Source organism: Candidatus Mycolicibacterium alkanivorans (assembly GCF_022760805.1).
GTDB lineage: Bacteria > Actinomycetota > Actinomycetes > Mycobacteriales > Mycobacteriaceae > Mycobacterium > Mycobacterium alkanivorans.
Window position 1 is genome coordinate 1,851,328 of sequence record NZ_JAIVFL010000001.1, and the last position, 23,442, is coordinate 1,874,769.

Sequence of the window (23,442 nt, forward strand, 5' to 3'; positions counted from 1 at the left end):
ACTTGGCGAACCGTCCCCACGGCCGGTACCGGCTCTCGTGTCCAGTCGAGTTCACCTACCGCGGTGAGGAGGTCGCCGCACAGACCGCCACTGGGGCGGTCCGCTACGACATCAGCTGCGACCCCGAATCGGGGCGCTGGTATGTGGATGCCTCCTGGAGGACCGCACCGTCCCCTGCACCGTCGCTCGACGAATTGCGTCAACACCCGGTCGTGGCGGTCGATGTCAACGATGGACACCTCGCCGTCACCAGCGTCTGCCCGGACGGCAACATCCTCGGTACTCCCCGCACCCTCGACCTCGATCTGACAGGACAGTCGGCTACGGCTCGTGACGGCCGGCTGCGGGCTGCGATCACCGACCTGCTCACCCACGCTCACTCGGTCGGCGCCCGCGCGATCGTGATCGAAAACCTCGACTTCGCCGACGCCCGAACACAGGGCCGCGAGAAGACCGGCAACCGGCCCAGCCGAGGACGAAAGGGCCGCCGGTTCCGCCGGCAGATCGCCGGCATCCCCACCGCCAAGTTCCGGGACCGGCTGACCCAGATGGCGTCAAACACAGGGCTCGCGATCATCGTCGTCGACCCCGCCTACACCTCGAAATGGGCAGCCCAACACTGGCTGGCCCCCATGAAAACCCATCACCCCCAGACTTCCGGACACCACGCAGCCGCGTTGGTGATCGGCAGACGCGGACTCGGTCACCGGGCCCGGCGTCGCGTGAACACGAACCCGCCCGCCCCAGCGGAGGCGACCCGGGTCAACAACCGCGACACCCGGACAACCCCGGCAACCCGGCGAGCACCCAGGAAACCCGCCACCCCACGAGGCAACCGGCTGCCGACAGGCGCCAAGACCGGACGTGCTCACAGGACCACGGCGAGAATCCAGGCGACCCACGACCGTTCGGGGCCGCCCAGGGGCCGCCCACTGGGCGAAACTCAGTTTCGCTCAGTGTCTAGGAACGGTCGGACAACCCGGCTCTGCTCGGTCGCGTCTAGATCATGTCCTTGCCGGTCAGCCACCGCATGATCGGCCAGCCGGCGAAGACCGGCAGCCAGCAGGTCAGCACCCGGTAGAGCAGGACCGCCGGCACCCCGACGGCGGCCGGCACACCGAAGGCCGCCAGGCCACCGATGAGTGCGGCCTCCACCGCGCCCACACCACCGGGGGTAGGCGCGGCCGAGGCCAGCGTGCCGCCGACCATCGTCACGATGGTGACCGTCACGAAGTTGGTGCCGCCGCCAAACGCCTCGATGCTGGCCCACAACACCAGTGCCATGCCGAGAGTTGTTGTGGAGCAGCCGAGTACGATCACGGCAAGTCGCTTGGGCTCGCGGATGAGGTCCAGCAGTTCGGTGCTGACCTCCTGCAGTTGCGGCCGGATCGCGGTGTCGAGCCACCGCCGTGCCTTGGGCACGAACAGGAACGTCCCCAGCACCCCGAGAGCGACGCCGCCGATCAAATACAGCAGGGTGGTGCTGGGCGCGAAGTGCGACAGGTCGGCTGTTGCTCCGGCGGCGACGCTGAAGAAGATCAGCAGTGTCACGTGCGTGATCACCTGCACGGCTTGCTGCAACGCGACCGCCGCGGTGGCCCGCATGGTGCCCAGGCCGGCTTTCTGCAGGAACCGGGTGCTCAGCGCCAGGCCGCCGACACCGGCCGGGGTGGTGGTCGCGGCAAAGGTGTTTGCGAACTGCATGATGACCAGGTTGCGAAAGCTCACCACCCCCGACGCACACGCCCACAATGCCGCTGCTGCACCGACGTACGTCGAGGCCGACACCGCCAGACCGAGAAGAGCCCACCACCAGTTGGCGTTGCGCAGCTCGCTGATGAAGATCGGCACGGTGCTGATGAACGGATAGGCGACGTAGACCAGCGCCACCAGCAGCACCAGCTGGATGACCTGCTTGCGGGTGAACCGGGTGATGGTCTCGGTCTTGATCTCGTTGGCACCGGTCTGCCGCTTGACCTCGTCGCGCGCTGCGGCAATGACTGATTTGGGATCGTCGACGGACTTGCGCAGCCGCGCCGGTACCGCCGACTTGGTGAGGCGGCGTGAGGCGTTGAGGACGCTGTCCTTGCCCAGCACGTCGACGGCGGCCCGCACCGAGGCCGCCGCCCCGAACCGGGTGGTCGTCGTCACCAGCAGCTGGGCGATGTCGGACTGCAGCTGCTCGTCGGACGCGCCGTACTCGGAGTTGCTGAATCCGCCGAAAAGCGCCTTGCCCGCATCGACGGTGATCTCCTTGAACCGCAGGTCGCCGTGCGAGACCTGGTGGCGCTGAAGCACCCCCAGCGATCCCCACACGCTGGTCACCAGACCGTCGTCGGGCGCTTCGGCGATCGGCGTCCCCAGCGGCGGGGTGTGGGCGTACAACGTCCAGCCCCGATCCAGCGCGGCCACGGCCATGGTTGTGGTGTTGGCGACGCCGAGGTCGCCGACCGCGATGGTCATCAGGGCGCGGTGCTCGACGGCGCGGCGCATCGAGGCTTGCAGTGGTGCGGTCTCCGCGTCGCGCAGGATGAGCCAGCGCCAGAACTGCCGCAACGCTCCGGCGCCGCGTTGGTAAGGGCCGTACATCTCCAGGACCACGTGCGCACCGGCGTCGTTGGTGGCCGACAACTCCAGCGGACCATGCCCGGCCGGGCGCACCACCGTCAGCGTGTCGACCACGAAGCCGCGCCGGGACAGCGCCCGCACCGCGCCGTCGAGCGGCACCTCGAGTGCCGGGGTACCCACGACCAGCACGACGAGCGCCCCCACGAACCAGCCCACCGCCAGCCCGAGCAGGGAGCGGGCCGGGACCACCGCACTGACGACGAGGTGGATCGGAACGAACGCGAGCAGTAGCGTCCACCACCCACGTCGCCACCGGGCCGGCAGCCATGGACCCGACACGGTCAGGACCGCTGCCAGCATCGCGATCCACCGGGGGTCGTCGAGGAACTGCGACAGCGTGGTCGACAGCCGCTCGGAGAGATCGAAGTGCCAGCGCGGCGCAGCGATCCCGTTTCCGGAGATCGACAGCGAGAGCACCGCGATGAACCCGGCCGCACCGTATGCGCCGAGCAGCTTCCACTGCCGGGCGGCGATCAGGCCGACCAGGATCATGAAGGGCAGCGCCAGGATCGCGATACCGTAGGCGAGGTAGACCAGATTCGACTGGGTGGGCGTGAGAACGCCCACGATCCGCGACACCGACTTTTCCAGCCCGACCCAGTCGTTGCGGGTGATCAGTGAGCTGGTGATCACGATGGCCAGGAACAGGGCGGCCAGCGCGAGCCGGACGATGTCGTTGGTCCGGCGGGTCAGCGGCTGCAGCAGGCTGCCCGCAACGGTGATCTCCCGCCCGTCAACTCGCATCGCTGAAACTTATCCCGAGTTGTTGCGGGGAGGTCTCATTGACTGCTGGTCAGACGACGCCGAGGTAGCCCAGCAGCGCGGCAGCTCCGACCACGATCAGCGGGTTGGTGGTGGTGCGCACGAAGATGAGCGTGGCGACGCCGGTGATCAGATAGGCCCGCCAGTCGTGGTCGGCGGCCTTGCTCATCACCAGCGAGGTGGCCAGGATCAACCCGACGGTCAGCGGGGCGAAGCCCTTCTCCACCGCGTAGCGCAGCTTGGACTTCTGGGCCTTCTGCCAGGACAGCGTGATCAGGTACATCAGCGTCGCCGCCGGGATGACCATCGCCACCGTTGCCAGCAGGCCACCGGCGATCCCGCCCGCCACCCCGGCGACACCGAGCCCGGCGGCGTAGCCGACGAGGGCGACGATCAGGATGCTCGGCCCTGGGGCTGCCTGCGAGATGGAGAAGATGTCGGCGAACTGCGAGTTCGTCATCCAGTGATGGCCGCTGACCGCGCGCAGGTGCATGTCGGGCAGCACGGTGTTGCCACCGCCGATCGACAGCAGCGACAGCGACCCGAACATCCCCATCAGGGCCAGGTAGGTCTTCATGCCTCGGTTGCCTCGGCGCGCTTCCCGGTCTTGCGGGGCCACGCCCAGATCAGGCTGAGCGGGGCCAGGATGCCAAGGACCTCCAGCAATGGCCAGCGCAGGATGCCGTTGAGGACGAAGGCGGCCAGGGAGAGCGCGATCGGCATCCCCCCGGTCAGGCATTTGTGCCCGGTCTTGATCACCATCGTCAACGTGAGCGCGACGGCGGCGGCCGACGCGCCGTGCAACGCGCCTTTGACCGCAGGCACCTCCTTGAAGGTGAAGTACACGAATCCCAGCGTGAGGATGATCGTCACGGGCACCAGGCACAGACCGATCAGGGCGGCGACCGCGCCCGCCATGCCCTTCAGCTTGGTGCCGACGAACACCGCCAGGTTGACCTGATTGGCGCCCGGGACGATGCGGCACATCGTCATCGCGCTGAGGAACTCCTCCTCGGTCATCCATTTTTTCTGCACGACGACGATCTCACGTGACCACGCCGAGAGCCCGCCGCCGAACGACGCCAGCGCAATGTGGTTGAAGGACAGCGCGATCTCCGGCAGCGACACCTTCTGCAGGTCCGCGCCCGGCTCACTCATGGACCAGGTCCGCATCGTGCGGGAAGTCGGTCTCGGCGGGCGCGGCGTGATCCAGCGGATCCGGAGGCTCGTACTCGTTCGAGCTGCTCCAGTCGTTCTTGAAGACCTCGATGAGGCGGTTGACCACGGCCGGGTCGTCGATGATGATGCCGAGTTCGCGACGCAGGTCGAAGGCGCTACGGTCGATGTTCATCGAGCCCACCAGGGCGCGTTGCTTGTCCACGACGAGCAGCTTGGCGTGCACCCGCAGGTTCTTCTGCTTGCGCACCTTGACCCCGAATCTGCGCAGTGTGCGCAGTGAGGCGAAGGTGTCGAGGATGTCCCACTCGCTGATGCCGTGTTTGCCGCCGCAAAGGACTTTCACCTTGACGCCGCGGTCGGCCGCCGCGGCGATGTGGTCGAGGATCACCGCGTCGACGTACTTCGGGTGCTGGATGTAGAGGTGCGACTGCGCGGTGTCGATGAAACGCGCCATGTGGTAGCGCGAATTGGAGTTGCTCCACAGCAGGCCCTCATATGTGCTGGGGGTGAAATCGCGATGTTCCCAGTCGGCGTTGAACACGTCGACGATCTGCCGGACGTGCAGCGGGTCGTGGGTGATGATCCCGTAGTCGCGGGTCATGGTGAAGTACTTGATCATCAGGTTGTACGTGGCCACCATCGCGGCCTGCTCGTCGACGACGATCGACTTCTCGTGTGTCACATAGAATTTCGGGTTCGACCACTGGACGTCGATACCGGCTTCCTTGAACCTGTCGTAGCTTTCGTCGTTGGCCCGGTCACCGCCTGAGCGCTGCGGATTCAGCATGACCCGGACATCCGCTCCGGCCCTCTTCCGGTCGATGGCCGCATCGATCAGGCTGGGCTCGGTGAACGTGAATTGCTTTATCAGCAAAGAGCTTTGCGCGGTCATGATGAACTCGCGAACCGACTCGATGCCGTCGTCGGGCTCGACGATCACGCGCGGGGCGTTAGCAGGCATAGGTTTCGGATGCTAGCAGCAGAACCTCCTCGGCACTTTGCCGTCGGGTGAATGCTGCGCACGCGTCGCACTCACGGGGCTGGTGCGGGTTCGGCCGGCTCTGCCAGGCCGAACCCGAGTCCGGGCCTCGATCCTCGTCACGCCGTAGTCGGCTGTCGCGGTGACGATGCCGCGACCGGCGGCGAGGATTCGCTCAGCCGGCCGGAGGCGGGGGAGGTGGTAGCGGCAGTGCCGGGTCCGCGGGGGCAACCGGGGCGCCCGGCACCGGGGGTGCTCCGGGAGGAGGCGGTGCCGCCGGATCGGGCAGGAACTGCTCGGGCCCGGCCGGGATGTTGGTGCCCGGCGGCGGCGCCGTTCCGGGCAGCGGCTGGCCGAGTTGATCGGCCGGCATGCGACCCAATGCGCCGTGCAGCATGGCGTGAACGCCCTTGAATTGATTCACGCGGGCGAACGGGCCGTCCGCGCCCGGTCCCAGCTGGTATGGCGACGTCTCATCAGGGGTTGGCATCCCGTAGTTCTGCGGTATCAGAAGCTGGGTGCCGGCGAGGATGTCGACGTTCGGCGGGGCCGCGGGTGCGCTGCCCGCCAGGGCTGGGACGGGCGTCTGTCCTAGGAGCAGTTGCTGGCCCGCGTCGCCGGCGATGTAGTTGGCGAATCCGCTGAGCGAGTCCGAGATGGTCGCCGCCGGAGGAATGAGCCCCTGCTGGGGCGGAGGAGGCGGCGCCGGATCGACCGGCGGCGGGTCGTCGGCGGCGGCGGTCGACATGGAGGTGACCGCCACCCCAACAGCGAGTACGGCTGTGGCCGCACCCTTGACGAATGTTCTGCGTATCCGGCGCATCTCCGTGTCAGAAGACTTTGGTGACGCCGTAATAGGCGACGATGTCGTCGGCGTCGGTGCCCGAGCTGGTCAGCACCGCATACGAGCGCAGCGATGATGCGCCGACGCAGTTGTCGATCTTGATGTGGATGTCCTTGAGTGTGACTCGGGCAGAGGTGCCCTTGAAGGACTTCTTGTCGACGACGACGTTGGTGATTGTTCCCGGTCTGGGATCGACCTCGATCTGGCCTTGGACGGGGAAGCTGATACCCGGGGCCAGGGTAAGTCCCGTGGCGCTGAGGCCTGGGCCGCCCCAGCTGGCGCCGATCGAGCCGATGAGCTTGACCTTGTCCATTTCGACGCCGCAGCCGACCTGGTAGCCGGCCTCGAGCGTGCCGCCCGCCACCGAACCGGTGGTGGTACCCGTGAACGTGGCGCCGACCAGCCAGTCGCGAGCCGACAGGGAGGTCGTCAGCGGGGCCACCGGCAGCTGGGTCTCGTCCTTGGCGACCACGGTCAATGTCCGGCCGTCGGGTGTCTTGGCGATACCGGGAACCTCAGAGGCGACGGCGCCGTTGTCCGGTGGTGGGGGAGCGCCTACGTCAGCGACGGGCGGCGCCGGGTCGGCCGGTTCCGCCGATGCGAGCGGGGTCGCTCCCATCGGGATCAACATGCAAACTGCAGCCGCAGTGGCAAAGCGATGCAACATATCCTGTCGGCGCCTTCCGTCTGTCACTCGTGAAATTTCTGTGAGAAATGATTGATCGGTGGTTAAACAGCTTTGGTGACGCCGAGGTAGGTCACGACGTCATCGGTGTTGTCGGTCGAGCTGGTGAACGTCGCGTACGAGCGGATGAAGGACTGGCCCGCGCATCCGTCGATCTTGATTCGGTACCCGGTGATGGAGATTCGCGGGGCGGTGCCCTTGAACGATTTCTTGCCGACCGGAACGATATTCACCGTGCCGGGCTTGAGGTCGATCTTCATCTGGTAGGACGCCGAGAGCCCAAGGGTGATGGGCAGCAGCGAGCCGCTCACCAGCGGGATGCCGACTCCCGGGGTGACGCCCGCGCTGGCGATGGACTCGATGTCGTCCTGGACTATGCCGCAACCGATCTGGTAGCCGGCCTCCAAGGTTCCACCGGCCAGCTTGGTGCTGCCGCCACCGGTCACCGAGGCGGTGAACGTTCCGTCCACCAGGTACTCACGTGACCACGGCGAATTGGTCAGGGAGGCCACGGGTTCCATGGACTCGTCCTTACCCGACACGTTGAGAACCCAGCCGTCGGGCGTCTTGAGAACTCCGGGCGCAGCGGAGGGTATCGGTCCCGCGGGGCCGCCGGGCGCCGGTTCTGTGTTGGCCACAGGTGCCACGTTGGGATCAGCCGGCGGGTCGGCGAGCGCGAGCGGAGCCGCTCCCGTCTGAACCAGCAGGCATACTCCAGCCAGTGCGGCAAAGCGTTTCAACATGTCGTGTTGGCGCCTCTCGTCGTTGATATCCACTATCTCGTTCGGAAGAATCATTGAGTTGGCGGGTGTCGCGACGGTTAACACCGCGCCAACAATTCCCGCCTGATTACCGTCTACCGGGCGTCATTTCCTCCCATCCGCCGTCAGACGGGTCTGATTCGGTCTCAGGGTGATACCAACTGCGTGCGGCGCTGGTGAAGGGGACACTCGATGGATCCTTCGGCGGCGCCTGTTGTTCGTTGTCCGTTCACGATCACGACAGATATCCCGTTAATCATCTCTCTGTCCTGACCCTGCGGAACCCTGACGTCACAGGTTTCGGGTGGGGCTGGTTTGGAACTTCCAGCCGGACGGTTCGGGGGAGCCCACGATCCAGGAGGAAGCGATGAGAACATCACTGTTGTGCGGGCGGGCGCTGACTGCCTCTTTGCTGGTATCCGCGTCGGCATTGTTTACCATCCCTGTTGCATCTGCTGACCCAGATGCGCAGACCAATGCGCCGGGGCCCGCGCCCGACCCGGCTTCGGTCAATGCGCCGGCGCCGCCGCTGGACGCACCGCCGCCGGACGTGTCGACCTTCAGCGCGGTGTCGGACGCTTGTAAGCAATTCGGTGCGGCGCTGAACTTCGCTGCGACGAATTACGAGGACTTCGCGTACAACACCGCCGGCAACGGAAACAGCGTGAACTACCAAGATCCGAACGTGGCCAATTCGAATGTCATCGGGCGTACCGCACTGCGGGAGGCCGCCGCTGCGGCAATGTCGGCGGCATCCACACCCGGGCTGCCTGATGATGTCGCAGCACCCATGCGATCATGGTCGCTGCACGCCGCAAAGCTGTTGGTGATCATGGGGATTCGTGGTGGTGGTGATTCGCTGAATTCGACTGCCAACGACATGAACACCGACGCGAACAATGCGCAGATGGCTTGTGCGCTCAATGGCGCACATGCCTAGTCTCTGGGTTTAGCTACCCGCCAAGGAATCGGCCCCCTCCTGTCGGAGGGGGCGATTCCTTGGTTAGTCGACGCTGTTACCCGCCCGCGCCGCCAGTGCCCCCCGTGCCGGGACGGCCTCCGAGCGACCCTCCGCCGAGCGTGCCGGGCTGGCCGTTGGTGGCGCCGCCCTTGCCGCCCTTGCCGCCGGCGCCGCCGTTGCCGCCGTTGAGAACGCTGCCGCCGCCATTGCCGCCGTCGCCGCCCTTGCCGCCGGTGCCGGCCGTCGCGCCGTCGCCACCGTTGCCACCGTTGGCGCCGGGGCCACCGCTGAAGCCGCCGAAGCCGCCGGCCCCGCCGTTGCCGCCAGTACCGCCGGTTGCGCCCGTGGCGCCCTTACCGCCGGGGCCGCCCGCGCCACCGTTGCTACCGGCCAGACCGCCAGTGCCACCGGCACCGCCGCTACCGCCGGCAGCGTTGGTGCTCGTGCCGCCATCGCCACCGGCGGCGCCGGCGCCGCCGTTACCGATGGCGCCGCCGGCGCCGCCGCTACCGCCCTTGCCGCCGTTGCCGCCGGCCCCGGTTCCGCCGGCACCGCCGACACCCCCGACACCGCCCGCGCCGCCCTTGCCGGACACCAGGCCGCCGGTACCACCGGTGCCACCGGCACCGCCGTTACCACCGGTCGCGGTGCCGGCGCCGCCGGCGCCACCGGCGCCACCGGCGCCGCCCCCCGCCGAGCCGTAGAAGCCGCCGTTGCCGCCGGCGCCGCCAGCACCGCCGTCGGTGCCAGCGGCACCAGCGCCGTAGCCGGCGCCGCCCGCGCCACCGGCGCCAGCAGTACCGCCACCGAGGAGGGCCGCGATCGCGGCATCGCCGCCGTTGCCGCCCTTGCCGCCGGCAAGACCGGCGGTCGTGCTGGCCCCGCCGTCGCCGCCCTTGCCGCCGCTACCGCCGAGCGCTCCGGCGTTGCCGCCGTTGCCGCCGGCGGCGCCGGCGGCGCCGTTGCCACCGTTGCCGCCGCCGCCGCCGAACAGCGTGCCGGGCACGCTGCCGGCGATCAGTCCGCCGTTGCCGCCGTTGCCGCCCTTGCCGCCATTGACCAGGGCGATGCCGTTGCCGCCGTTGCCGCCGCTGCCGTACAGCCCGGCGCTGCCGCCGTCGCCGCCGTTGTAGCCGTTGCCGCCGTTGCCGAACAGGCCGGCGTTACCGCCGTTGCACGCCGCACCGGCGCCGCAGCTCGCGGTGCCGACGTCGACGGCGGAGAAGCTGTAGCCGTTGCCGAACAGGATCCCGCCGTTCGGGCGGTCGGCGGTGCCGTCGCCGATGAAGACCCCGATGAGATCGCCGGTCGCCGCGGCGGTCGCCGACGCCGTCGGTCCGGTCGGCACTGCCGAGGCGGAGCCGGAGACGCTGGCCAGGCCGCAGAAGGCCGAGCCCGGCGCGCACTGGGTGTTGACCAGCTTGATGGCCGGCGCGGCCATTGGAGTTGAGGTGTCGGTGGAAGCCATCAGGAAGCCGGCCCCGACCATCGCGGCACCGGCGACGCCGGTGGTGACGAATGCGGGCGCAACAACGCCGCGGGGCGACTTCTTACGGTGTTTGGCCAATTTCCTGGTCCCCTTCGAGGATGTACAGCCGTCTCATGCGGCGAGTTGTCACTGCGTAGCAAATCCAAGTGCGGCTATGCGGCTCAGGGTCGAACACCGGGCAAACGCCAGGCGAACTCGAAATATCTAACGCCCATCTCAGCCGCTACTTGCAGAGCTCGGCGATCCGGGTGTTCGTCGCCTCCGCGTCACGCAGCCGGGCAGTCTGGGCCGGGTCTTCGTTGCCGACTCCGGCGAGGGCGTTCATGGCGATGTCCTGCAGGCCGTTGGCAAAGCTGTGAATCGCGTCCGACAGGTCCTTCGGGGTGCCGGGGCCGGTTCGGGCCAGCAGGTAGGTCGCACCGCCGGCCATGGCGAGCCGAGCATTGGCGGCCACGGCCAGGACACCGGCGGGTTCGGGGCCTGCGTCACCGTGGGTCTGCAGCGTGACCGCGGCGGTCACCGTCGTGAACGCACTGCACGCGTTCGCCTTCGGGTCACCGGCCGGCGCCTCGGCGGTTTGGGACTTGCTTTTCGGAGCGGGCCGAAAACAGCGCCCATCCGGCGCCGGCGGCAGCGACCAGAGCGATCACCAAGGCCAGGGGTGCTACCAAGCGTGAAAGCCCTCCTGGCGCAGAGTGCGTTTCGTAAGTGGTCGATGCGTAGTCGTCCGCGGCGGTCAGCTTGGGCATGCGGGCGATCCTAGCCGCACAGCCTAGCAAAGCATTGCAGCGTTCAGTGCCGTCGCTGTTGGTGAACCCACCCCACACCACCTTCAGCGTCGGCGCTTCGGTCTCCGGCTCCGGCGCGATCAGGGCAGTTCGAGTTTGATCATGTCGCCTCCCACCGCCGCTGCCGTCGAATGCAGACGACCGATCCAAGTGCGCGCTTCGGGACGAGCAGACGGAGAATCGCACGATTCTCGCCCTTGCGGTGCGAGTCTGCGTCTGCTCGGCGAGGGACCGCTCGGATCGCGCGCCCGCTACGGCCACGGCCCGGGAACTGCGGCAGGCCGCCACGGAGACCAACGCGGTGATCCTCTGCGGATTCCCCGGGCAAGAGCTCACCAGCGGTGCTGGCGGCCCTGTTCGGCGTACCAGTCGATGAGGTCCGGGTTGTCGATCGAGCGGGGATCCAGCGACACGTCGCTGTGTCCGGTCATGATCGCGGTGACCGGCACCTCGAGCTTTTTGCCGGTGCGGGTGTGCGGGATGCCCGGCGCGGCGATGACGTCGTCGGGCACGTGGCGCGGGGACAGCTTGGTCTTGACGGCCGACCGGATGGTGTCGACCAGCGCGTCGTCGAGTTGGTGCCCCTCGGCGACGGTGATGAACAGTGGCATCCAGTACGCACCGTCGGGGCCGTCGATACCCAGCACGAAGGCTTCGGTGACGGCATCGAGGGCCTCGACTACCTCGTAGATGTCCGCCGATCCCATCCGGATGCCGTGCCGGTTGAGGGTGGCGTCGCTGCGGCCGTGGATGATCAGCGAGCCGCGCTCGGTGACGGTCACCCAGTCGCCGTGCCGCCACACGTTGAGTGCAACCCCGTCGGCCCAGCGATGATCGAAATATGCCGCGCGGTAACGCGATCCGTCATCGTCCTTCCAGAACCCGACCGGCATGGACGGCATCGGAGTGGTGATCACCATCTCGCCCACCTCGCCGACCAGCGGCCGGCGCTGCGGCGACCAGCTGTACAGGGCCACGCCGAGATAACGCGTGGCCAGCTCACCGGGGATCACCGGTACGCCTGCCGTCCCACCGGCGAACGCCGTCACCACGTCGGTCCCGCCGCTGATCGAGGACACCGCGACGTGCTCGCCGACCTCGGTGTGCACCCACTCGAACAGTTCGGCCGGCAGCGGTGAGCCGGTGCTGCCGATGGTGGTCAGCCGGCTCAGATCGTGTTCGGCGCCGGGGTGCAGACCGGCTTTGCGGGATGCCAGCAGATGCCCGGGACTGGTGCCGAAGTAGGTGACCCGCTCGTCTTCGACCACCTGCCACAGCCGGTCGGCGTCCGGGTAGAGCGGATGACCGCTGTAGCAGACCGTCTCGGCACCGCACATCAGTCCGGCGATCCGGAAGTTCCACATCATCCAGCTCAGCGCGGTCTGCCAGAAGAAGACATCGCCGGGGCCAAGGTTGGCATGCAGCCCAGCGGCTTTGAGGTGCTCGAGGATCACACCGCCGTGGCCGTGCACGATGCCCTTCGGCCGGCCGGTGGTGCCGGAACTGAACAACACCCACAGCGGATGGTCGAACGGCACCGGCGTCACCTCGGGTGCGACGGGCCGCGCGATCAGGTCGCGGTAGGCCTCACCGTCGAGCAGCACCAGGTGCACGCCGCCGAGCAGACCCACTAATTCCGCGGTGTCGGAAAGCTTGTCGACCCAGCGCCCATTGAGCCGGTACCCGCCGGCGCTGAACAAAACTTTGGGTTCCAGCTGGGCCAACCGGGCGGCGGCGCCCCGCGGGGCGTAGTCCTGCCCGCATGCCGACCAGATCGCGCCGATGGCCGCGGTCGCCAGGAAGGCGACCATCGCCTCGGCCACGTCGGGCAGGTATCCGGCGACGGTGTCGCCGGGGCCGACGCCGAGGCGGCGCAGTTCGGCGGCCACCGCGCCGATGCGGCCCGGCAGGTCGGCCCAGTCGATCTCGGTGCGGGTCCCGTCCTCGTCGACGCCGACGATCGCCGGGCCGGTGCGCGAGGTGTGCCGCAGGATCTGGTCGACGTAGTTCAAGGTGACGCCGGGGAACCACCGGGCGCCGGGCATGGCGGCCTCGGCCAGGATGCCCGCGTCACCGGCTTGGGGACCGGTGGCTGCCCGAACGTCGAAGTGCTCCCACACCGCGCGCCAAAACTGTGCCGGGTGATCGACCGACCACTGCCACAGCGCCGGGTAGTCCCCGGTGGGCGCGCCGTGGTGTGCGGCCGTGGTGGCAGCGAATTTCTTCCACTGCGGCTCGGTGCCCGTGGCTCCGTCAGTGCGCGACACTATGCTCCTCTCACTGCTTCTACCTGCGAATATGGGCGCAGCTGCTCCGGGCGAAAACGCCGTTCTCGGCTCAGTGCCGGGCGAAGCCTTGCGAACAGAACGTCCAGACCTCGTCACCACTGATCGGGGTGTGCATATTGTCGTCGTCGGGCGCACCGCTGGATTGTGCGATGAACATGATGGCCTGCGTAGTCATCGCCGCCAACCGGCGGGGATTGGCGTCCTTACGCAGTTCGCCGGCCTTCGCGGCGTCCTCCACCAGTTCGCAGAACAGGGCGACCAGCGGAGCGTGGGCGACCTTGACTTCGGTGGGGTGCGAGATCAGTAGCTGCGGGGCGAAGTCGGTAACCAACGGCCGGCGCGAGGTCGGGTCCGGGCGGGACAGTTCGAAGAGCAGCGTGACGGCCACCTTCAGCCGTTCCAGCGGGTCCTTCTGGGCCGATGCGGCGGCGCGGATCTGGTCGGCGGCGCGGCTCAGCGCATCCTCGAACAGTGCCAGCAGCAATTCGTGCTTACCGTCGAACTGCAGGTAGAAGCTCCGAAGTGACTGCCGGGACCGGTCCACCACCTCTTGGACGGTGAAGTCGGTGCTGCCCTTCTCGGTGATGATCGCCCGGGCGGCGTCGAGGAATCGCTGACCGCGCTGCCCGGCGCGCACCTTGGCGGTCCTGATGGACCGCTCGACCGCGCGCTGTTTCCAGGCGGGTTCTTCGCTGGGGCTGTTCACCGCAGGACTTTGTATGAGCCGTTGCGAGCCGATCCGACGAACCCCACGGCAAGAGAGTACTACTCTCAAGCGGGAGAATTAAATTTTCAGTCCTGACGCGAAGCCAGCACGCAGTGAAAGTTCGGCGGGAACTTCGACATCCCGCTGGTGGCAGTCGCCATTGCCCGCTCGTCGGGGTTGGCCCACTGCACGTTGATCGTCCCCTTCTGCTCGGGCCCCGGGTCGGCCCACCGGCGAACCCGTGACCTTGGTGCATTGATGTCGCCTTGGTCATCGCCGGGCGGGATGCTTGGTCTGATCAGAGGAGGAGCGCGACATGAAAGGGTGGCATGGCACCTGAGGCCAATCGCGACGACGCCGTCTCGGAGGTGAAGGCCGAACTGGCCGAGGCAGAGGCTGCCCAAGCCGAGGCGCTGGCGCAGGACGTGACTTCACCGAGGGCGCGGACGATTTCGTGACGACCGCCGAGCAGTCCAAGGCGGTGACCGTCGGCAAGATCAGCGCCGCGGCGCTGGAGAGCGAGAACGGTGACACGGGTGTGGTGTTGCTGGCGGCGTCCTCACAGGTGACCAATTCCAACGGCGCTCGTCAGGATCCGCGGGCGTGGCGAATGAGCGTGACGATGACGCGAGACGGGGGCAAGTTGAAGATGTCGAACGTGGAGTTCGTGCCGTGAATGATGAAAAGACCAGCCCTGCCACCGACGCCGACGAATCGTCCGTCGAGCCGACGGGGCGTCGCAGGCGCGTCGGTTGGCTGACGACCGTGCTCGCGGCGCTGCTGGTGGCGTCGGCCGGCACCGCCGGCGGCGTCTACTGGCGGATCTACCGCCCGGATCAGCAGACCAACGCCGCAGCCCGGCAGCGGGCCACCGACGCCGCCCGGGACGGCACCGTCGCACTGCTCTCCTACGGCCCCGAGACACTGGACGAGGACCTGGCCAACGCCAAGTCGCACCTGACTGGTGAGTTCGTCAAGAACTACAGCGACTTCACCGACAAGATCGTGGCTCCCGGGGCCAAGCAGAAGGGCGTCAAGACCGAAGCCACCGTCGCGCGTGCGGCGGTCTCGGAGATGCAACCCGATCGCGCCGTGGTGCTGGTGTTCGTCAACCAGGTGACCACCAGCAAGGACCGGCCCGACCCGGCCCTGGCCCCCAGCAGCGTGATGGTGACCCTGGTCGAGCAGGACGGCCGTTGGCTGATCTCCGAATTCAATCCGGTCTAGTCGCAACGCGTCAGCGACGAACAGGGTGACCGCGAGGAGGTCTCGGCCAGTCCCGAGCTGCGGGCAGGCCTCGTGGAAAGAGCCCAGTGACCTGCGGGACCCGCCCGAAGCAAAGACCCCGTTCGGGCTGCACAAGTCCCCACAGATGAGGACTTACGTCTCTGTCGTCGATGACGCATTTTGGGTGACAGTGTCATGTGAAAGCGACCAGAGAAGGCGGCAAGAACGACATGAGCGCGCATTTTCCCGATCCCGTAACTGTGCGCGCCGTCCTGAGCCTGGCGACCCGAGCCCCCTCGGTCCACAATTCGCAGCCGTGGCACTGGCGGGTCGGCGCACAGACCCTGCAGCTGTATGCCGATCCCAGCCGGCATCTGCCGAGGACCGATCCGGACCGCCGCGACCTGCTGATCAGCTGCGGCGCCGCGCTGCACCATGCCACCGTCGCACTGGCTGCCCTCGGTTGGCAGGCGAAGATCCGCCGCTTCCCGAACCCGGATGACCGTGATCATCTGGCCTCGATCCAGGTGGCTCCGCAGTCGCCCGGCGAGCTCGACGTGACACTGGCCGCCGCCATCGCCCGGCGGCGTACCGACCGCCGCAACTACAGCTCGTGGCCGGTGCCCATCGGCGATATCACGCTGATGGGTGCTCGCGCCGCCCGGGCCGGGGTGATGCTGCGCCAGATCGATCTGTTGCCCCAGCTCAACGCGATCGTCGCCGAATCGGTGGCCAAGCACGCCAGCGACACCGACTACCTCACCGAACTCAATGCCTGGAGCGGGCGCTACGGGTCGGTGGCCGGCGTCCCGGCCGGCAACACCCCGCTGACTGACGCCCGCGCGACGATCCCGGCCCGGGTCTTCGCCGGGCCGGCCCTCCAGCAGCCGTCGCACACGTCGGCCGCCGAGGACAACGCCGTCATGCTCGCCCTGGGCACCGAGACCGATGACGACATGGCCCGATTGCGAGCCGGCGAGGCGACCAGCCTGGTGCTGCTGTCGGCCACCGCGATGGGCCTGTCGTCCTGCCCGGTGACCGAACCGCTGGAGATTGCCGAGACCCGCGACGCGGTGCGCGCCGACGTGTTCGGCACCAGCGGCTATCCGCAGATGCTGCTGCGGGTGGGCTGGGCGGCGGTCAACGCCGACCCGCTGCCGGCCACGCCGCGACGGCCGGTTCCCGATGTCGCCGACTGGCTCAACGGCGGGCACTTCATCGTCGGCTCGGACGCGGTCAGCCAGGCGGGATAGCGGACTGGTCGGCGACGGCGACGGCGGCGGCCGCACCAGCAGCGAGCGCTGCATCCTTGTCCGGCGCCTACGCGAACCGCAGCGTCGTCCCCGGGGTGAGGGTCTGCACGTTGCCGCGGCATTCGATCTCGATGGCGGGTTGGTCGGCGGGGTCGACACTGACCTCGGCGCTGCGGCCGCGGATCGTCAGGTGCAGCCGATAGCCCCGGTAGTAGATCGGCATCCGCAGGGCGCCGAGGCTTTCCGGCCACATCGGGTTCAGGATCAGCCGGTCGGCTCGGGTCTCCAGGCCGGTGAAGCAGCGCTGGAGCAGGTCGATGCTGCCGGCCATCGCGGCGATGTGGATGCCCTCGGCGGTGGTGCCGCCCTGGATGTCGGCCACGTCGGACATCAGCACCTGCTGGAAGTACCGCATCGCCCGTTCACGGTCGCCACGGGCCAGCACCCACGCGTGCACCACTCCGCTCAGCGTCGAGCCGTGTGACGTGCGGTGCAGGTAGTAGTCCACCGTCTTGGGAATCTGTTCGGGAGTGAACCGGTAGCCCATCCGGGCGAACAGTTCGCGCAACTCGTCGGAGGACAGCAGGTAGAACAGCATCAGCACATCGGCCTGCTTGGAGGCCTTGTACCGGTTGACGCTGTCGTTCTCGGCCTCCAGGATCCGGTCGAGGCGCTGGATGTTGCCGTAGCGCCGGCGGTAGCCGTGCCAATCCAGTTCGGCCAGTTGGTCATAGCCCTGAAACTGGCTGATGACGCCGTCATGGAAGGGCACGTACATTCGGCGGCTGACCTCGTCCCACGTGGCGAGCTCGCGGCCGTGGATGCCGAGGGTCTCCATCAGGTCCAGCCGGTCGCGCAACGGCAGCGCGTCGAGCGCATCGAGCGCACGGACGATCACCCACACCGCCATCACGTTGGTGTAGGCGTTGTTGTCGATGCCGTCGAAGGGCCGGTCGGGGTAGCCGGAGTGGAATTCGTCGGGCCCGATGACACCGCGGATCACGTAGCGGCCCAGCGCTTCGTCGAACTCGGCGCGGCTGACCCAGAATCGGGCGATCTCGGCCAGCATCTCGGCGCCGTTCTCCACCAGGTATTCCAGGTCGCCGGTGATCTGGTAGTACTGCCAGACGTTGTAGGCCACCGCGATTCCGATGTGGTGTGCGCGCGCGCTGGCATCCGGATTCCAGTGCCCGGAGTTGGGATTGAGGTGCAGCTTCTGGCTTTCCTCGCGACCGTCGCTGCCGGACTGCCAGGGGAACATCGCCCCGGCGTAGCCGGCCTCCCGCGCGGCGCGACGGGCCTCGGGCAGGCGCCGGTAGCGGTACCGCAGCAGCGAGCGGGTGCTGGCGGGGGAGCGCAGGCTGAGCACCGGGAACACGAACAACTCGTCCCAGAAGATGTGGCCGCGGTAGGCCTCACCGTGCAGACCGCGGGCGGGCAGTCCGGCATCGAGATCCACGGCGTGGTTGGGCACCGTCTGCAGCAGCTGCAGCAGGTGAAGCCGTACCACGCGCATCGCATCGGCGTTGTCCTCGAAGGCGATGTCGAACCGCTCCCACAGGTGGGCCCACTCGCGCACGTGCCCGTCGCGCAGGTCGCCGTAGCGGCCGAGTCCGCTGAGCAGCCGCGCGGCGGCATCGCCTGGCTCGGAGATGGCATCGTCACGGCCGGTGAAGATGGCGACCATCTTCTCCACCGTCACCGAATCTCCGGGTGTCAGCGAGACGACGTAATCGTGACCGGTTCGGCGCACTTCGTCGACGAACCGCGCCTCGGCCTCCAGCGGCGCGTCACCGCGCCACAGCGTGGTGCGCGCGGCGACAGCGATCGGGATGCGGGACTGCACGGTCTCGCAGACCAGCAACGCCGAGTTCGGGGACAGCTCCCGCGTCGTCGTGGCGACCAGGTGGTCACTGGACAGGGCGTGGTAGCGCTCGACACCGGAGTTGCGGACGTCGCCGTCGATGACGGACAGGAATTCGATTGTGCCCGACCAGTCTTCGGCCCAGATGGTGGTCTCCAGCGCGCAGGCGTGCGGAAGGTGCATCGCGGCGATCCGGCGCTGCATGACCTTGCAGGTTCGCCCTGCGGGGTCACGGAAGCGGAACTCGCGGGTCAGTTCGGCCTGCCGCAGGTCCAAGCTCTGGCGGTAGGACAGCACCTTGGCCGAATCGATGTCGAACCACTCGCCGCCGTCGATACGGAACTTCAGCGACAGCCAGTTCGGCAGGTTCACCAGGCTCTCGTTGTCGATGCGGACACCGGCCACCTCGTCGTAGAGGCGGTCGTACAGGCCCGCGGCATACGTGCCGGGGTAGTGATACGGGCCGGCGTCGGCCTCCGGGGCGCACCCCCGGGTGGCGCGGCAACCGTTGCCGACCGTGCACAGCGCCTCGCGCAGTCGTTCCTGTCCGGGAATGTAGCCGCCGAACGTGAAAGACCAAGGGCTGGAGAGGATTTGGCGATCAACATCGCACTGCTCCACAAGCCGCTCGACGAAGTCGCGGACGTGCTCGGGGCTGTCGAGGATGTAGCGTGCCGCGGTGCGCCGATCGCCGTCCTCGCTGTGGCGCACCACGATACCGATGCCGTCGTGCAACACCGAGTCGAACGCGTCCTCGTCGGTGAGGTCGTCGCCCAGATAGATCGCCAGCAGCGGCTCCTGACCGGTCACCTGGTCGACGATCCAGTCCAGCGTCTTGCCCTTGTCCCAGTCCAGATTCGGCCGCAGTTCGACGACCTTGCGGCCCGAGGTCACCTTCAGCCCGTGCTTGGCGCCGGCGCGGTGGACGGCGGCGGTGACCGGAGCGTCGGCACCCGGCCCGGCGTTGCGGTAGTGCACCGCGACGGCGAACCGCTTGTGTTCCACCGCGACTCCGGGAATGTCGGCGAGTTCGGCGTTCAACTCCTCTGCGGCCTGCGCCAGTACCGGCACCGCGGCCGCGGCGACCTCGTTCTCGCGGTGGGTGCCGTCGGGGCCGACCATCTCGAACCCGTGGCTGCCGGCGTACCACAGGCCCGGAATCGCGATGCGATCGCGGACGTCGGCGAGATCGCGACCGGAGAGCACCCCGACGGGGTAGAGCGCGGCCAGCGCCCGCAGTGCCTTGTCGGCACCGGGCACCAGGGTGGCGGCGGCGGGATCGTCGACGATCTCGGACAGCGTGCCGTCGAAATCGAAGAACAGGGCAGGGCGGCGGGCGGAGACCACACCGGCGATCTGGCCGAAGGACAGCAGCGCGTCGGGCAGCGCCGACATCTGGCGGTCGATGGCGCGCACGGTGATGTCGGCGAGTTCGCCGATCACCGCGTCGGCGCCACAACGCAGCAGGTCCTCATCGCTCTGCCCGGTGCGGTCCACCCCGATGACGAGCCCGAATCCGCCGGCGCGCCCGGCCGCCACGCCCGCCTCGGCGTCCTCCACGATCACGCAGCGGCCGGGCCGCGCGCCCAGCCGGCGGGCGGTTTCCAGCAGCACCGCAGGGTCAGGCTTTCCGGGCAGGCCGAGCTCGTCGGCGGTCACACCGTCGACGCGGACCGCGAAGAGCCCGTCGATTCCCGCGGACTCGAGCACCGTCTTGCAGTTGCGGCTGGCCGAGTACACCGCCGTGCCGACGCCGAGTGCGTTGAGCCGGCGCACCAGCGCCACGGTGGACTCGAAGATGGGAACACCCTGTGCGAGCTTCGCCAGAAACAGCCGCTGCTTGCGGTTTCCCAGCCCGCAGACGGTGTCCTGCGCCTCGTCGGTCGGTGTGCCCCACGGCAGCGAAATGCCCCGAGATGCCAGAAAGTCCCGCACTCCGTCGTAGCGCGGTTTACCGTCGATGAAATGCCGATAGTCGGCGGGGGTGAAGGCATCGTGATTTTCGGCAGCCGAGGGGGCGCGCCGCCCCAGGAACTCGTCGAACATCTGCGCCCAGGCCGCCTGGTGCAGCGATGCGGTGTCGGTGATCACGCCGTCGAGGTCGAACAGGACGGCGTCGTGGAAGCGCGGATCGATCGTCACGGGCAAGCCGATGTCCGGGCCGTCGCGGTCGACGACGCCGCTGCGAACGCCGAACGAACCTTTGGTGGCCATGGCACGACCCTGCCATACCCGATCGGGTGCGATCAGGGCCTTGTGGCCATGGGGTAGGGGACCAAGGCCTCATGATCAAACGGACCGGCAGACCTAGCGTCGTAGCTGGCGAACTCTGACCGACAATATGTGGCATGCAGGCGCGAAACGCACGAGAAGGAGAATGAAATGTCAACTCCCGCAACTCATCGCGGAATCCTCGTCGCCGTGGACGGATCCCCGGAGTCCAAGGTCGCCGTCGACTGGGCCGCGCGCGACGCCGCACTGCGCAATGCGCCGCTGAAGCTGGTGCACATCCTCAACCCACCGGTCGTGATGGCCTTCCCCGAGGTACCCATGCCGCCGGGGTATCTGCAGTGGCAGGAAGAGGCGGGTCAGAAGATCCTCGACGCTGGGCGTGAGACGGTCGCCGAGGCCACCAAGGATCACCCGGTCGAGGTGACCAGTGAGATGGTCACCGGCCCTACGGTGCCCACGTTGGTCGAGATGACCAAGGAGGTGCAGCTGGTGGTGGTCGGCTGCCGCGGGCGCGGTGCCCTGGCGCGTACTCTGCTCGGCTCGGTGAGCACCGGCCTGGCGCATCATGCGCACTGTCCGGTGGCGATCATCCACGACGAGGACCCACTGATGGCGCACCCGTCGAAAGCGCCCGTGGTCGTGGGCATCGACGGTTCGCCCGCCTCGGAGCTGGCCACGTCGATTGCGTTCGAGGAGGCCAGTTTTCGCGGTATCGACGTGGTTGCCGTGCACGCCTGGAACGACACCGGGGTGTTCGAGTTCCCCGGCGTGGACTGGTCGACGATGCAGGCCCTCGGCGAGGAGACCCTCAGCGAGCGGCTGGCTGGCTGGAGCGAACGCTATCCGGATGTGCCGGTGCACAAGGTGGTCGTCGCCGACCGCCCCTCGCGGCAGATCATCGAGCAGTCCAAGTCCGCACAGCTGGTGGTCGTCGGGAGCCACGGCCGTGGTGGATTCGCGGGGATGCTGCTCGGCTCGGTCAGCACCGCGGTGATCTACGGCGTGCGGGTGCCCGTCATCGTGGCCCGCACCCCCTCGTAGGGGTTCAGGGCAGCGGCGCGGTCCAACGCAGTGCCGTGCCGCCGCCCGGCGCGTCGCCCACGCTGAAGTCGCCGCCGACCTCGGCCGCACGCCGCCTCAGGTTGGTCAGCCCGCTGGGCGTGACATCGGCGGGCACGCCGCGGCCGTCGTCGACGACCTCGATGAGCAACTCGTCCTCGACGCGCACCGTGATGGTCAGCGTGCGGGCGTGGGAGTGGCGGACCGCATTGCTGACCGCCTCGCGCACCACCGCCTCGGCGTGGTCGGCCAGGCCGGCGTCGACCACCGACAGCGGCCCGACGTACTGAACCGTGGTCCGCAGGCCCGACCCGGCGAAGGCGCCGATCGCCTCATCGAGGCGCTGGCGCAGCCGGGTGGTGCCCGCCGCGCCGCCGTGCAGGTCGAAGATCGCCGTCCGGATCTCCTGGATGACACCCTGCAACTCGTCCACCGTGTCGGCCAGCCGCTGCTGCACTTCCGCCGAGCGTGCGCGCGGGATGGTGCCCTGTAACGACAGCCCCAGGGCGAACAGGTGCTGGATGACGTGGTCGTGCAGGTCGCGCGCGATGCGGTCGCGGTCCGAGAGTACATCGAGCTCGCGCAGATGACGCTGGGTGCTGGCCAGCTGCCAGGCCAGGGTGGCCTGGTCGGCGAAGCCGGCCATCATCTCGAGCTGCTCGTCGGTGAAGATCTGCGCACCGCGGCGGCGCAGGATCACCAGCACGCCAGCCACGGTCTCGGTGGTGCGCAGCGGGATCACCAGGGCCGGCCCGGCTTCCGGGATGACGTCGAGCGGATCGGGGATGACGTCGAAACGGCGCGGGGTCCGGCCGGTGAACACCTCACCGATGACGCTTGCGGCCACTGTGATCGGCTCCGCCGAGCGGGCCGCCCCAGCCACTCCCGCGGTCTCCACCACGATGAGTTCGGTGACCTCCGGCGTCGGCAGCTCGGTGTCGGTGGGGACCGCGACCAGCACGGCGTCGGCCGCCGTGAGCTCCAGCGACTCGTCGGCGATGAGCCGGAAGACCCGCGCCGGGTTGGCGCCGCCGAGCAGTTCGGTGCCGATGTCGCGGGTGGCCTCGATCCAGGACTGGCGGACCCGGGACTGTTCGTAGAGCCGCGCGTTGTCGATAGCGACGCCCGCCGCGGCGGCCAGCGCCTCGACCAGGACCTCGTCATCTTCGCTGAACGGCTGTCCGTCGGCTTTCTCGGTCAGGTAGAGGTTGCCGTAGACCTCGTCGCGGATCCGCACCGGAACACCGAGGAAGGTGCGCATCGGCGGATGGTTGGGCGGGAACCCGACCGAGGCCGGGTGCTGCATGATGTTGTCCAGGCGGATCGGCTTTGGCTCGTCGATCAGGTGGCCGAGCACGCCGCGGCCCTCGGGAAGCGGACCGATGAGCTCGCGGGTCTCGGCGTCGATGCCCTCGTAGATGAACTCCACCAGCTCGTGGGCGCGGCCGCGCACGCCCAGGGCCCCGTATTTGGCGTCCACCAGGTCGATCGCGGTGCGCACGATGGTCTTGAGGGTGACGTCGAGCTCGAGTCCTGAGGTCACCACCAACATGGCTTCCACCAGGCCGTCGAGCCGGTCGCGGCCCTTGACGATCTGCTCTACCCGGTCCTGGACTTCCGCGAGCAACTCGCGCAGACGCAGCTGCGACAACGTGTCACGCAGCGGCGACGCGGTCTTGTGGTCCCCCTCCGAGCCGACATTGCCGGTCACGACCTCCATCGTGCCAGATTGTTTCT

The 23,442-nt window shown here is 68.3% G+C and carries 17 protein-coding genes and 2 pseudogenes; 6 read left to right on the forward strand and 13 right to left on the reverse strand.

The window, feature by feature from the left end; all coding sequences use genetic code 11:
• Positions 1-2: 2 nt before the first annotated feature.
• Positions 3-1,034 carry a hypothetical protein gene (locus K9U37_RS09350; protein WP_243071448.1) on the forward strand — a complete coding sequence of 344 codons (1,032 nt, stop codon included), beginning with the start codon at positions 3-5 and terminating at the stop codon, positions 1,032-1,034.
• Here the strand turns inward: K9U37_RS09350 and K9U37_RS09355 are convergent.
• The 7 genes from K9U37_RS09355 to K9U37_RS09385 all read right to left on the reverse strand — a co-directional run bounded on the left by K9U37_RS09355 (position 1,000) and on the right by K9U37_RS09385 (position 7,820).
• Positions 1,000-3,372: a lysylphosphatidylglycerol synthase transmembrane domain-containing protein gene (locus tag K9U37_RS09355; protein WP_243071449.1), complete on the reverse strand. Its 2,373-nt coding sequence runs from the start codon at positions 3,370-3,372 to the stop codon at positions 1,000-1,002. The genes K9U37_RS09350 and K9U37_RS09355 overlap by 35 nt on opposite strands.
• A gap of 49 nt (positions 3,373-3,421) precedes the next feature.
• Positions 3,422-3,967 (reverse strand): chromate transporter, encoded by a 546-nt coding sequence (locus K9U37_RS09360; RefSeq protein WP_243071450.1) that lies wholly within the window; start codon positions 3,965-3,967, stop codon positions 3,422-3,424.
• The gene (locus tag K9U37_RS09365; RefSeq protein WP_243071451.1) at positions 3,964-4,548 is read right to left on the reverse strand and encodes a chromate transporter; all 585 of its coding nucleotides are present in this window, start codon (positions 4,546-4,548) and stop codon (positions 3,964-3,966) included. The genes K9U37_RS09360 and K9U37_RS09365 overlap by 4 nt, the downstream gene beginning before the upstream one ends.
• Entirely contained in the window at positions 4,541-5,530 is a 990-nt protein-coding gene (locus tag K9U37_RS09370) for a phospholipase D-like domain-containing protein (protein WP_243071452.1), read from the reverse strand. Before K9U37_RS09370 ends, K9U37_RS09365 begins: the two co-directional genes overlap by 8 nt.
• A gap of 193 nt (positions 5,531-5,723) precedes the next feature.
• Positions 5,724-6,296 carry a hypothetical protein gene (locus K9U37_RS09375; RefSeq protein ID WP_243071453.1) on the reverse strand — a complete coding sequence of 191 codons (573 nt, stop codon included), beginning with the start codon at positions 6,294-6,296 and terminating at the stop codon, positions 5,724-5,726.
• An 82-nt stretch (positions 6,297-6,378) separates the two neighbouring features.
• Entirely contained in the window at positions 6,379-7,059 is a 681-nt protein-coding gene (locus K9U37_RS09380; RefSeq protein ID WP_243071454.1) for an MspA family porin, read from the reverse strand.
• Between the two features lie 62 nt (positions 7,060-7,121).
• Positions 7,122-7,820 carry an MspA family porin gene (locus K9U37_RS09385; protein ID WP_243071455.1) on the reverse strand — a complete coding sequence of 233 codons (699 nt, stop codon included), beginning with the start codon at positions 7,818-7,820 and terminating at the stop codon, positions 7,122-7,124.
• Between the two features lie 385 nt (positions 7,821-8,205).
• Between K9U37_RS09385 and K9U37_RS09390 the strand changes: the two genes are divergently transcribed.
• On the forward strand, positions 8,206-8,778 hold the full coding sequence (locus tag K9U37_RS09390) for an Rv2240c family protein (protein WP_243071456.1): 573 nt from the start codon (positions 8,206-8,208) through the stop codon (positions 8,776-8,778).
• 79 nt (positions 8,779-8,857) lie between these two features.
• On the opposite strand, the pseudogene K9U37_RS09395 reads toward K9U37_RS09390, so the two are convergent.
• The 4 genes and pseudogenes from K9U37_RS09395 to K9U37_RS09410 all read right to left on the reverse strand — a co-directional run.
• Positions 8,858-10,045, reverse strand: a pseudogene (locus K9U37_RS09395) (PE family protein); the annotation flags it as partial.
• 466 nt (positions 10,046-10,511) lie between these two features.
• Positions 10,512-10,808: a hypothetical protein gene (locus K9U37_RS09400; RefSeq protein ID WP_243071457.1), complete on the reverse strand. Its 297-nt coding sequence runs from the start codon at positions 10,806-10,808 to the stop codon at positions 10,512-10,514.
• Positions 10,809-11,408: 600 nt separating this feature from the next.
• The gene (locus tag K9U37_RS09405) at positions 11,409-13,343 is read right to left on the reverse strand and encodes an acetoacetate--CoA ligase (protein WP_243071458.1); all 1,935 of its coding nucleotides are present in this window, start codon (positions 13,341-13,343) and stop codon (positions 11,409-11,411) included.
• A 70-nt stretch (positions 13,344-13,413) separates the two neighbouring features.
• A complete protein-coding gene (locus tag K9U37_RS09410) occupies positions 13,414-14,070 on the reverse strand; it encodes a TetR/AcrR family transcriptional regulator (RefSeq protein WP_243071459.1) in 657 nt (218 codons plus the stop codon).
• Positions 14,071-14,399: 329 nt separating this feature from the next.
• On the opposite strand from K9U37_RS09410, the pseudogene K9U37_RS20465 reads away from it, so the two are divergent.
• From K9U37_RS20465 to K9U37_RS09425, 3 genes and pseudogenes are all read left to right on the forward strand, one after another.
• Positions 14,400-14,746, forward strand: a pseudogene (locus K9U37_RS20465) (Rv1363c family protein).
• Positions 14,743-15,297, forward strand: coding sequence for an Rv1363c family protein (locus K9U37_RS09420; protein ID WP_243071461.1), 555 nt, complete (start codon positions 14,743-14,745; stop codon positions 15,295-15,297). The pseudogene K9U37_RS20465 and the gene K9U37_RS09420 overlap by 4 nt, the downstream one beginning before the upstream one ends.
• A 230-nt stretch (positions 15,298-15,527) precedes the next feature.
• A complete protein-coding gene (locus tag K9U37_RS09425; RefSeq protein ID WP_243073298.1) occupies positions 15,528-16,550 on the forward strand; it encodes an Acg family FMN-binding oxidoreductase in 1,023 nt (340 codons plus the stop codon).
• Between the two features lie 67 nt (positions 16,551-16,617).
• On the opposite strand, the gene otsB is transcribed toward K9U37_RS09425, so the two are convergent.
• Positions 16,618-20,628: a trehalose-phosphatase gene (otsB, locus tag K9U37_RS09430; protein WP_243071462.1), complete on the reverse strand. Its 4,011-nt coding sequence runs from the start codon at positions 20,626-20,628 to the stop codon at positions 16,618-16,620.
• A 168-nt stretch (positions 20,629-20,796) separates the two neighbouring features.
• Here otsB and K9U37_RS09435 point away from each other — a divergent pair, with 168 nt between their 5' ends.
• Entirely contained in the window at positions 20,797-21,687 is an 891-nt protein-coding gene (locus tag K9U37_RS09435) for a universal stress protein (RefSeq protein WP_243071463.1), read from the forward strand.
• A 4-nt stretch (positions 21,688-21,691) separates the two neighbouring features.
• Here K9U37_RS09435 and K9U37_RS09440 read toward each other — a convergent pair whose 3' ends face one another.
• Positions 21,692-23,425 (reverse strand): sensor histidine kinase, encoded by a 1,734-nt coding sequence (locus K9U37_RS09440; RefSeq protein WP_243071464.1) that lies wholly within the window; start codon positions 23,423-23,425, stop codon positions 21,692-21,694.
• Positions 23,426-23,442: the final 17 nt, after the last annotated feature.

Coding starts and splice junctions, on each gene's coding strand:
- K9U37_RS09355 (WP_243071449.1), bottom strand. CDS start 3,372: ATGCGAGTTGACGGGCGGGAGATCACCGTTGCGGGCAGCCTGCTGCAG.
- K9U37_RS09360 (WP_243071450.1), bottom strand. CDS start 3,967: ATGAAGACCTACCTGGCCCTGATGGGGATGTTCGGGTCGCTGTCGCTG.
- K9U37_RS09365 (WP_243071451.1), bottom strand. CDS start 4,548: ATGAGTGAGCCGGGCGCGGACCTGCAGAAGGTGTCGCTGCCGGAGATC.
- K9U37_RS09370 (WP_243071452.1), bottom strand. CDS start 5,530: ATGCCTGCTAACGCCCCGCGCGTGATCGTCGAGCCCGACGACGGCATC.
- K9U37_RS09375 (WP_243071453.1), bottom strand. CDS start 6,296: ATGTCGACCGCCGCCGCCGACGACCCGCCGCCGGTCGATCCGGCGCCG.
- K9U37_RS09380 (WP_243071454.1), bottom strand. CDS start 7,059: ATGTTGCATCGCTTTGCCACTGCGGCTGCAGTTTGCATGTTGATCCCG.
- K9U37_RS09385 (WP_243071455.1), bottom strand. CDS start 7,820: ATGTTGAAACGCTTTGCCGCACTGGCTGGAGTATGCCTGCTGGTTCAG.
- K9U37_RS09390 (WP_243071456.1), top strand. CDS start 8,206: ATGAGAACATCACTGTTGTGCGGGCGGGCGCTGACTGCCTCTTTGCTG.
- K9U37_RS09425 (WP_243073298.1), top strand. CDS start 15,528: ATGAGCGCGCATTTTCCCGATCCCGTAACTGTGCGCGCCGTCCTGAGC.
- otsB (WP_243071462.1), bottom strand. CDS start 20,628: ATGGCCACCAAAGGTTCGTTCGGCGTTCGCAGCGGCGTCGTCGACCGC.
- K9U37_RS09435 (WP_243071463.1), top strand. CDS start 20,797: ATGTCAACTCCCGCAACTCATCGCGGAATCCTCGTCGCCGTGGACGGA.
- K9U37_RS09440 (WP_243071464.1), bottom strand. CDS start 23,425: ATGGAGGTCGTGACCGGCAATGTCGGCTCGGAGGGGGACCACAAGACC.